At 37.1% G+C, this 11,289-nt stretch carries 8 protein-coding genes and 1 pseudogene; all 9 read left to right on the forward strand.

Translation table 11 applies throughout. From position 1 onward, the window contains the following. Positions 1 to 16: 16 nt before the first annotated feature. The 9 genes and pseudogenes from FUT79_RS06775 to FUT79_RS06815 all read left to right on the forward strand — a co-directional run bounded on the left by FUT79_RS06775 (position 17) and on the right by FUT79_RS06815 (position 11,170). Positions 17 to 1,246, forward strand: a complete 1,230-nt coding sequence (locus FUT79_RS06775; RefSeq protein ID WP_148878979.1) for a right-handed parallel beta-helix repeat-containing protein — start codon at positions 17 to 19, stop codon at positions 1,244 to 1,246. 559 nt (positions 1,247 to 1,805) lie between these two features. Continuing rightward, positions 1,806 to 2,750 (forward strand): helix-turn-helix transcriptional regulator, encoded by a 945-nt coding sequence (locus FUT79_RS06780; RefSeq protein WP_244951139.1) that lies wholly within the window; start codon positions 1,806 to 1,808, stop codon positions 2,748 to 2,750. A gap of 262 nt (positions 2,751 to 3,012) precedes the next feature. Continuing rightward, entirely contained in the window at positions 3,013 to 3,780 is a 768-nt protein-coding gene (locus FUT79_RS06785) for a hypothetical protein (protein WP_024753510.1), read from the forward strand. Positions 3,781 to 3,812: 32 nt separating this feature from the next. After that, the gene (locus tag FUT79_RS06790; protein ID WP_024753511.1) at positions 3,813 to 4,511 is read left to right on the forward strand and encodes a hypothetical protein; all 699 of its coding nucleotides are present in this window, start codon (positions 3,813 to 3,815) and stop codon (positions 4,509 to 4,511) included. Between the two features lie 135 nt (positions 4,512 to 4,646). Continuing rightward, positions 4,647 to 6,326: a dynamin family protein gene (locus tag FUT79_RS06795; protein WP_024753512.1), complete on the forward strand. Its 1,680-nt coding sequence runs from the start codon at positions 4,647 to 4,649 to the stop codon at positions 6,324 to 6,326. 9 nt (positions 6,327 to 6,335) lie between these two features. Then, complete coding sequence (locus FUT79_RS06800; RefSeq protein ID WP_081718839.1) at positions 6,336 to 8,561, forward strand: dynamin family protein; 2,226 nt, start codon at positions 6,336 to 6,338, stop codon at positions 8,559 to 8,561. Further along, positions 8,555 to 10,345: a dynamin family protein gene (locus FUT79_RS06805; protein ID WP_024753514.1), complete on the forward strand. Its 1,791-nt coding sequence runs from the start codon at positions 8,555 to 8,557 to the stop codon at positions 10,343 to 10,345. Before FUT79_RS06800 ends, FUT79_RS06805 begins: the two co-directional genes overlap by 7 nt. 36 nt (positions 10,346 to 10,381) lie before the next feature. Beyond that, positions 10,382 to 10,930, forward strand: a pseudogene (locus FUT79_RS15805) (lecithin retinol acyltransferase family protein); the annotation flags it as partial. A gap of 33 nt (positions 10,931 to 10,963) precedes the next feature. Then, on the forward strand, positions 10,964 to 11,170 hold the full coding sequence (locus FUT79_RS06815; protein WP_238570030.1) for a hypothetical protein: 207 nt from the start codon (positions 10,964 to 10,966) through the stop codon (positions 11,168 to 11,170). Positions 11,171 to 11,289: the final 119 nt, after the last annotated feature.

Below are 11,289 nucleotides of genomic sequence, written 5' to 3' on the forward strand. Positions count from 1 at the left end.
GTTAACTGCTGCAGAGATTTATGTCAGTAAGGGAACCGGCAAGAACGGAAATGCCGGAACAAAAACAGAACCGCTAAAAAATCTGCAAAAAGCTTTGGATAAGGCGCGAGCCGGAGATAAAATCTATGTAGCCGAAGGTAATTATTGCGGAATGCGCGATGTAGGGTTTCTTGAAATGAAGGAACCGGTCGAAATTTACGGCGGATATTCAAAGGATTTTTCCACACGAAACGTTTTAAAATACCACTCAACGGTTATTCCGCCGAATGCAGCAACTCCCACATCATCCAGCAAACCCCTTTTGGGAATATTGTTGGACGGGAAAAAAGGAACAGCGATTATTGACGGTATAATTTTTGACAAGGGCGAATCCAATGCCTATCATCCGCGAGACGGAAAACCTAAGGGGGTTGATACCGGCTATTTAACGTTGCCGCCGCAAGAAGGAGATAAACCGAATAAAACTTCCAGCAACCAAATTTTGTATGGTATTGTCGGCGATAAACTTGTTGTGCAAAACTGTGTGTTTAACAATAGTGCCTGGTATGCGATACAGCTTGGAATTGCCCCCGGCGGTGCCGTAAAAGTACTTAATAATGTATTTACCTCAAGTGCGCTTGCCGCAACCGAAATTTACGGCAGAGGGCGTGGAAATGACAGTACGCTTGAGGTGGCATACAATACGATCCTGTTTAACTGGACGCGTACAAAAAGTTACGAAGATATGGGATATGGTGTACGATGTATGACCAAATGCAATACAAACATTCATCATAATATTATCGGCTGTTCCTATTTGGGCGGAATTGACCGAACCAGAATTGATTCCTCGGCAACAGCGGAAAAGATGAGAGAAATTAAAGTAGATCATAACCGCTTTTTCTTAAACAAACAGGGAGACATGACTCTTCCTTCGGGCGGCGGAAAATTTGAACGTGTAAAAGCGGCAGATTTTGAAGATTTGGATTTGGCTTCGGCTACCGATAATGAAGAGTTACAGAATGTGCAGGGATTAAAAAATGCAATCAATAAGGCATACCTTGAGGGCTTTATCTCTCTTGCATTCAGTGAAAAAACAGACTATGATCCGGATTCATCGGTAAACCAATTCCGGTCGGCGATGGGTATGAACACAGTAGGAAAAATTTCTACAAAGGTTTCAATGTTTGCAAACAGGTATCCGCTTGAAGATTCGATAAAACTCTTCGGCGCTGTATCAGGATTTGGCGCTCAATCTATAAAATAAACACTGCTTTCATACACTCTTTCAAAACAAAATAGTTTTGGAAGAGTGTATTTTCTTTAAGCATGCAAAAACGCCGGATATCTGCACAACGCTCTCCGGAGATTTTTGGTAGATGCCCTAAAGAACGAAAATAGAGATGGATTGCAAGTAATCGAATGCTATCCCTTTCTTTTAGACATAATTTATAAAATTGCTACTTGCATTTTTTTATACAATTACTTAAAATATATCTATGATAAGGCGAAAATAGATGTTTTATATCTAAATATGTCTTGAGAGGGGAGATTTCTATTGTATGGATAGACCGATTTATCTAAGTGATTTCTCAACATGTTTTTTTAGGCTTATAAATAGCAGACTCAGTCTGTTATGTTTGGCACAGTTGTTGCCACACACACACACAGTACCTCGTCATTTAAAAATAGCTTTACGCTCGAAAAAACTCAACGGACAAAAATAAGTATTTCTCAAATAAAAAAAGCTGTAAAAAGCCGGTTTTCTTTCATCTTTTTTTTTATAACGCAGCTATTTGGCGCACCTGGCATGGTAGAGTATAAGTATGGATAAAAAAGAAGGAAGACTGCGGTTTTGGCGAATATTGCAGCTGGACGAAGTAATACGCACAAAAAAATATCCTACACTCAAAACATTGGTTCAAGTGCTTGGCGTGAGTGCGCGAACAGTACAACGCGATATAGAATTTCTGCGGGACATGTATAATGCCCCGATCGAATACGACCACACGAGGCGCGGATATTTTTACACGGAAAATACCTTTTTTTTAAAAAGCGTTTTTTTAAATGAGGAAGAATTTTTTTCTGTTGCAATTTTTGAAAAACTTTTGCGTCAATACCGCAATACGCCGATTGAAAAACTTTTACAAGATGTATTTGAAAAAATACTTTCGATAATGCCGGATAAAGCTGTCTGTCTTGACACTTGTTGGCTTGATAATTCCGTTACCTTTATTGCAGATCCCGCTCCGAATATTAACAATCAAACTTTTTCTTCAGTATTTAAAGCGGTTAAGGTGGGTATGCCTATAGGTTTTTTATACCGCAGCTTAAAAACCGATTCTTACGAAAAGCGAAAAATAAATCCATATCATATTATTTGCCAAAGAGGAGTTTGGTACGTTATAGGCTTTTGTCATACCAAAAATGATTTGCGCATTTTTTCCTTTAGCCGAATAAAAGATTTGCACCTTTTTGAAAACGAAAAGTTTGAAGTGCCTGCTGATTTTAATCCCGAAAAATACATTGACAAAAACATCGGCGTGTGGCTGACCAAGCGCGAACCCTTTACCGTGCGGCTTTTATTTTCGAGCGAGGTTGGCGTATTTGCCGAAGAGCGGATGTGGAGCAAGGATCAAAAACTGAAAGTACACGATGATAAAACAGTTGAAGTAAGTTTTAAAACTACCCAACTTGAAGAAATAAAACGCTTTGTCTTAGGGCAGGGGGCAAACCGTGCAAGTACTGGAGCCGCAGGAATTACTCGATGAAGTAAGGTCTGAGCTTGAGAAAATGAGGCGGGTGTATGGAGACGCCGGCTGTTAAATAGTAATCAAGGCGTACGCGGAGATAAACTTTAATTTTTGCAAGTGTAAGAAAGCTTGCATGTGTAGAGAAAAATGAATTGTGGAAGTATATAGATTGAGGCGGTAACCTTGCAGAAACAAAGATGCGTTTTTGCAAGATAATCGATAAAAGATTTAAAGGTAACTAGTAACTGAGGTTACCAAATATTGTTATAAGGAGTTTTATATGAACAATGATTTTGAAAACGAACGCTTACCCTTTGATGAGGAACGGCTTACTCGCTATGCCGAGTATTTGGACAATGTGGAAAAGTATTTTTTTCCAGAAGTACAAAAATCAAGTGGAATGATGGGTATCGGAAAAATAACAAGACACTTGTATGACTTTTCGGAAAGCAATTTAGTTAGTGATTTTTTGAAGAATATTAACCCATATTTGGCATTTTTAAATTTTGATGCTGATGTCTCAGAAGAGGAAGTGAAAATACTTTTAGAAAAAAATGTCTATTTTAAACGCAATAAAAATATAAATGAAGTTGAAGAAGGATGTGTCCCTGCATCGTCTTTGGACGATGCAGATGATCGATATGATCTATTAGCAGAAATATGTGAGTCAGTGATAACTTTTGCAATATGGTGTGATTATAGTGCAAGCCCAATAGGTTTATGTATTTCAGAACTACTTGCGTACTCCATACTTGCATGCTGCGACGGCGTATACAGTAAAAATGAAAAGCGATTTATTAAAAAGATTTTTCGAAAAACAGGTTTTGACTTAGAGTTTAAAGAAAAACTTGAAAAAATTATTGCAGAAGTCTGTCAATATGAGCAAGAAATTGAAAGTGTAAAAAAAGGTTTCGGTGAGGAAGAAGAAAAAGCTGTACAACTCAAAAAATTAAAAATACTGCAAAAGGCAAGCATTGATGAGTTGGTAACGCTTATGAGAAAAATAAAGAGAAAAAATGAAGTGATAAAGTATTATAAAAGATACTGATAGTTACCAAATATTTTTATAAGGAGTTTTATATGAACAATGATTTCGAAAACGAACGATTGCCCTTTGATGAGGAGCGGCTTACTCGCTATGCCGAGTATTTGGATAAGGCGGAAGAAATTGCAGATGTTGGAGGTACTTCCTCATTGGCATATCATTGTGTTGGTCCTTTTTTAGCATTTTTAAACTTTGATTCGGATGTTTCGCTTGAAGAAGTGGAAAAACTTTTAAAGGGAAACATATTTTTTTATGACGATGACGATGACGATGACGATACACCATATACGTTCCCTGAAGATCCTGATGATCGGTATGATGAAATATCGGAAATATGCGAAGCCAGAATTACTAAAAAGACCAATATTTATGTGCCCGGTTTTGAAGAGAACTTATTGCCTATTTCAGAATTGTTTGCTTACTCTGTGCTTTCATGCTGCGACGGTGTATACAGTAAAAGCGAAAAACGATTTATTAAAAAGATTTTTAGAAAAGCAGGTTTTAATTTAAAATTTAAAGAAAAACTTGAAAAAATTATTGATGAAGTTTGTCAATATGAGCATGAAATTGAAACCGTAAAAAATTCTTCCGATGCCGAAACACAAAAATCTTTACAACTTAAAAAATTAAAAATACTACAGAAGGCAAGCATAGATGAACTGGTAGAATTGATGAAGAACATCATGGAAAACAAAGAAAAAAATACAAGAAAAAAAGGTTTTTGGTGGTGGTAGTTTTATATAATTGAAGAAATAGGTATAGCCGGTAGCGCAAAAACCGCTACCGGTATGCGTTTACTTGGTGCGAATGTTTTATGAATATATTAAATTTGCAAGACTTGGAAATCTTGTATATACGGAGGAAAAAAAATGATAGGTATACAAAAAGAATTTAGTGGATTACTTTCTGAAGTAATATCAATTACAAAAGAATGTAAAATTGAAAATGGTAAAGCGGAAGCTTTAAAAGATGCGGTTGACAACATGCATCTGCCTGTGGCTATTGTAGGAGAATTCAGTGCAGGTAAATCCACTATGCTGAATAACTTCATTGGAAAAAAACTATTGGCGACAAACATCAAACCGGAAACAGCCATTGCATCGGAATTATATTATTCCGAAATTGAATATGCTGAAGGAGTTAAAGGTGACGGTACTGTTGTCCGCTTAAGCGATACGGATACTGTCGGCGCAGACTTTAAATGTATTCGCCGTTATATTAACAGTGAAAACTTAAAGGCTATTCAGCCGCTTGTGTTAGTTGACATGCCCGGTTTTGATTCTCCGCTTGACAGTCACTCAAAAGCTATTCTCAGCTACTTGAGTGAAGCAGTTCACTACATCGTTTTAACGCCAGCTGACAGCGGCACAATTACCTCAAGTATGAAAAGACAGCTGGAAAATATTGTAGAGTTTAAAAAAGACTTGACCTTTTTTGTCAGTAAAACCGATTTACGGAGCGATGAAGAAGCTAATGCCGTTGTTCAGCATATGGAATCGGAAATAGAAAATATTTTGGGCGTACAAAAAAAGGTTGGAAAAATAAATCAGGAAGAGACAAAAGTTTTTTCCGATATGGTAAAAACACTTGATCCTGCAGCTCTCTTTAAAAATGCTTTTATGGATTCAATGAAAGATGTGTTTTACGAAACTCGAATGTCAATTAATACACGACTTGCCGCACTTAAAAATGACGAGAAAAAAAATAAAATCGCAATACAAGAACTTGAAGCAGCTCGCGATCGCTTAAAAGAGAGAAAAGAAAAATTGATAGCCGAAAAAAAACAGTATGCATATTCAAATGAAGCCGATGTTATTTCTTCGGCGGTAGGAAATACTATTAACTCCAACATGGATTCCCTTGTTGCGATTGCAATGGGTGGCGGAGCTGATGCGCTAACCGAAGAAATAAACAGTATTATACAAAACACTGTAATTGAAAAAGTAAACAAGGTTATAGAAAACGTAAGTATGAACTTTTCTACAAGTTTTGGTAATGAATGTAAAGAATTGAATAACTTGCTGGATTCTTTTAACTCTTCAGGTTTTATCAACAATCTTCAAAATAAAGCACAAAACTGGTACAACTCAAGCAGAGAAAAAATAAATTTATATATTCAAAAACGGGAGGAAAAAGGTGGAAATGTTGCATACACGTCTATTACAGGTGTTCTCGCTGCTACAACTGACATTGTCCATCCTATTGCTGAGGTAATAATTATATTGCTTCCGGAAATTATCAATTTGATTTTTGCAGAAATAGACAAACAAAATAAACAAGAGGAAATTCGCCAAAAGATTATCGGGCAAATGCCTACTATCAAGCGCAATATCCGTACAAAGGTTGTAGAAATTTTGCAGCAAAACTCAGAAGCTCTTATTCAAAAAATTTCTGAGCAGTTTGATGAAGCACTTAAAACAAAAACAAAAGAAATTCAAGCTGCGCAGGCTGAGTTGGAAAAAAACACTAATATCCCCGAACAAATTGCCCAGCTGGAAAGTAATTATAAAAAACTTGAAGCTCTTGAAAAAAAACTTTTAAGTTATTAGAAGAATAAGATGAGTACTGAAATACTAAATAGGATATGTGACTTAAGAAGTCAATTTGATGATTTATGCAACCGCCATTCCGATGACGAAAGTTTTATGGATGCAGTACATGATGCCTGCAAAGATTTTAGCGAAGTAGAAAAAATAAAAGAATCATACCAAAAAGATACCGATACTGATAGGCTTTTGCGAATAGGTATTGTTGGACGCGTAAAAGTGGGAAAATCTTCTTTGCTTAACTCTCTTATTTTTGATGGGAAGGATATTTTGCCGAAGGCCGCAACGCCTATGACCGCAGCTCTAACATATCTTGAATACGGTGAAAAAGTTGCGGTAACCGTAGAATTTTTTACAGAAGGCGATATTAAAAAATTAAAAGAAAATGCTGAAGACTATGAGAAACGTTTAAAGAATAAACAAGAAGAATGTTTTAAAAAACTTAAAGAACGTCGCAGCAGAAATCCGCAAACAACTCCGTCTGATTCGCAAATTAAGGAAGATGCTATAAAACAAGCTGAAAAAGAAATAAGAGGAGAGAATCTTTCTCTTTCGGCTGCATACGACCAATATCAGCGTATAGAAAGAGCAGGCAGTAATATTCGCGTAGAAATAGAAAGGGGCGAAAAAATAATACCGGTAAATTCAATTGATGACATAGCATCCGTTTTGACAGACTATGTTGGTGAAAGCGGTCCCTATATGCCGTTTACGCGTAACGTAAACATAAGGCTTCCGCTTGATGTACTAAAAGAAGTAACCATAGTTGATACTCCCGGTTTTAACGACCCTGTTCCTTCTCGAGATGATAAGGCGCGTGAGCTTTTAAGCAATTGCGATGTTGTTTTAATTTTGAGTCCGGCGAACCAAATGCTTTCAAAAAGCGATACGGATGTGTTATCAAAGATTACCACCAAAGACGGAATCCAAGAAATATTTATTGTGGCAAGCCAATTTGACAACACGCTTTTTGGCGGAGAAGTAAAAGCGGAAGCCAATGGAAAATTAGAGGACGCAGTTGAATCAAATAAAATAAAATTATCTAAACAAATAAAAGATGTTTTATCGGGTGAGATAAACAGTGACGGAGTTTTTAATACAATTCTCAAAGAAGGAGAAAAACGTATATTCCATTCATCGGGGCTTTGTCAGGCAATGTTGCAAACATGGGAGAGTAAAGCAAGTTGGGATGAAGGTAGAAAAAAAGTTTGGTCAAATTTGTCCCGAGACTATGCCGATTATTTTTCCGATAATAATGCCGAAACCTCAAAACATTTTTTAGAATATTTAGGAAATATAGCCGCCATAAATGGCAGTATTGAAAGTGTAAAAATACAAAAGAAAAAGATATTCAAAGATAAGCTCGAAAAATTTGAACAAAGGCATATAACTATTGCGCAAGACAGTAAAAAACAAATTTTAGAATATGTTGAACAAAGAAAGAATGACATTAAAACAAGGGACCTTGAAAAATTAACAAAAGAGATTGAAAGTATTGAAGAGTTTGCCGGAAAAATACGACCTGCTTTAAAAGATATTTTTGCAGATACTATTGACGGCTGGTATTTTGAAACGCGAAATGATTGTAAAATCCTTTTAAAAAATTTTTTTTCCGAGGCAAAAGGCGGAATTGACAGTGCCGAAGGAAGTGATAGCAAATCATGGACAACAGGGCATTTGTTCTGGAAAAAACACCATTCAGAAACTTTTACCACAGTAAAAACCGCAACTGTTAAAGATGCTATTAGACGTTTTATCCAAAGTTTTAATGCGGATGTCAGTCTTTTTGTACAAGAACAAAATCTAAATTTAATACGAAAATTAAGCTCTGCCGTTGCTCAGTTTTGGGGTGCTGAAGCATCTGAAGAATCGATGAGCATTCATGAAATTAGAAATGCTGTCCGCTCTCTTGTAGCATCGGTAATTGATGACGAGATTAAATACGCCGGTGAAACTTCTTTTTCTTCCGAAACAGGGATTTTAACAGACTCTTATGCAGAAGATTTTTTAGATGAAGCAAATGAATTTATTGGTAAATTGGAATCTGAATTTACCGAACTTGCCAATGATAAGATTAAAGAAACAAAGGCTCGCTTAAGCAAGGTCGATTTTGCAAAAAGCATACTGGAAAAATATGAAAAAATACTCGAAACAAAAAAGAAAGAAGCCGAAGCACCGAAACTTGCTTTAGAAAACTTACAAAGAATTCAAAAAGAAGTGGAGGCTATCGAATGCTAAGCGGTATTGTAGGGTATGCGGTACTACCGGCTGTTTTATTTATTGCATTTCTCATAGTAGTTTTTTTAAGTGTAAAAAAACAAAAACAAATAACTGCCGAACTTGCTCAGCGTACCAAAATATATGATGAGCAAAGCGAGGTGCTTAAAAACACACAATTAGCAAAGGATGAGGTTGATGCCGAGCTTGTTCAGCGTATCAAAATGTATGATGAGCAAAGCGAGGTGCTTAAAGAGACGCAGTCGGCAAAAGAAAAAGTAGACGCCGAGCTTGCTCAGCGTACTCAGATGTATGATGAACAAAGTGAAAAGCTTAAAGAAGCTCAATCGGTAAAGGACGAACTGGGCACCAATCTTTCTTTTATAGCATCGGTATTCAATGCGCCCCCTGTGGAAAATGAGAGTCTAGAAGAATTTTCACGATTACTTAATCATGATTATATAGAATATGCGAATAAAAATGATTCTCTCGCCGAAGAAGCAACCGCTTTTTTACAACTTCAAAATGTAGAACGGGAACTGCAACTTGTGGTGAACTGCCCAATTCTTTATAAGAAAAACATCGTTGCATTGGCAGGGAGCTTTAGCAGCGGTAAGTCATCATTTATCAATAGCTTATTTCAAAATAATGACATAAGACTTCCGACAGGAATTCAACCCGTTACTGCGCTCCCTGCTTATATTATTGCGGGAGAAAAACCGTCAATTACGGGGTACTCTTGGGTTGGTGGCATTGTTAATATAACAAAAGAAATGTTCAAAAAATTCTCGCACGATAAATTAAAAAGTTTTTCATTTAGTATTAAAACTATTTTGCCCTATGTAACGATCAATGCTAAATTATCGAATGCCTTTGAACATATTTGTTTTATTGATACTCCGGGATATAACCCGGGAACTAAAACGGAGAGTGATATGCAAACATCTCTTGAATATGTTGAACAGGCTTCAGCCTTAATTTGGGTAATAAGTGTTGAATCCGGAACATTAACAAATGATGATCGTGAGATGTTGGAAAAGATTTTTGATCAAGATCCGAATAAACAATTATTTGTTGTTTGCAATAAAGCGGATTTACGTACAGAAGATGAGGTAGAAGATGTTTGTGAAGAAATAAGAGAACAATTAGATATGTTCGGCATACCCTATGTAGATCTAATGCCGTATTCATCCTTGGGATTAGACGATGCTTTAGATAGTGATAAAAGCTCGCCGCTGCAGTCTTTTTTTAAAAGTTTAAATCATAAAAATACGCACAAAGCTAATCACCTTAAAAGTATTGTCAAAGATATATTCAACCGATATATTACTGCCGATGAAGATAGGATTGAGCATCTTACAAAATATAAAGCTATGTTAAATAAAATAAATTTAAATATTTTTGCAGCAGTTGAAAAAATGCAGTCCGACATATCATATTATAAAATCAGAATGGATAAAAAGTTTAAGAAGGAAAGTAAGAAAAAAGCAGAGGGGACAGAAGAGAATGATCCTCTTTCTGCTCTTGGATTGTTTTTTGGTTCAAATCGTAAAAAAGCTGTGAAACAAGAAAAAGAAACTGAAAAGCAAAGAGGAAAGAAAATGCAAGAAACTGTAAATCAAGCAGACAAAGAAATTAATGAACAGATTTTCGATGAAGAAGATGACGGATATAGCGAAACATTAATGGAAATGATGAAGGACTATGCTTCGAAAATAGAGGCATACGAAGATGATATTAGAACCGCAAAAAAACTTCGCGATAAAATGCTTGCATGTATATCGGATATATTTTCCAATGAATAAGGTATACTGCGTAATACAATAAGGAGGTTTAACCCCATGCACAACTTTACCAACAACCTCATTCCGCCGGGACTTTCCGGCGACCGGCAATCCGTGTTTCATTGCACAGCCTGCGGGCATGGCTTTATTGCAACCGCAAAAGCCGCGGGAATATTTTCTCCCTTTGGGAAAAACCCCAAATGCCCGAAATGCGGCAGCCGCAAAACAATTGAAAATAGCAATGCATTAAAAGGAATAACGATGAACGAACTCGCACGGAAAAACACCATGCCCGAAAAGGGCGACATCTTAATGATTGACCGCGGTATATACAAACACTTTGGCATATACAGTGGAGAACAAACGGTTATCCATTATGCCGACAAATCCGGAGACTGGGGCGGAAATATTTGCATACAGAAAATTCCTCTTTCAGAGTTTGTAAAAGGAGCAACCGTTACCGTATGCAAAATACCGCAGTCATACCGCAGAAATCACACCGTATATTCGCCGGAAGAAACGGTGCGCAGGGCGCGCTCTCGGCTTTGAGAGCGTGAATATAATTTGGTTACCAACAATTGCGAGCACTTTGCTCTTTGGTGCAAAACGGGTGTTTCAACCTCCGAGCAGGTAACCACTGTGTTAAGCGTGCTTGCCGGCGGGGCATTGGCAATCGCCGGAATCAAAAAAATAGCCGACGCCCTTGATTCCGAAGAGCCCGCCGATGTAATTCTCGGCACACTCAGCCTTGCCGGAGCTGCGGGCATTGCGATTGTAAACGCTTTGAGTGATTCTCCAACAACCGAAACAAAAGGGACTATCAAATCAGGGTATAAATCTTTTTAACGATTTTGAAATAGCAAATAAAAAGGACGACAAGCTCAAGGTCTTACATTGGGCAAAGCTCCAAGAGGAGCAAAAACTATGGAAAGGACAAAGTGGCTGTTTTGCACGGAGCAACCGCA

It is taken from the genome of Treponema phagedenis, from assembly GCF_008153345.1.
GTDB lineage: Bacteria > Spirochaetota > Spirochaetia > Treponematales > Treponemataceae > Treponema > Treponema phagedenis.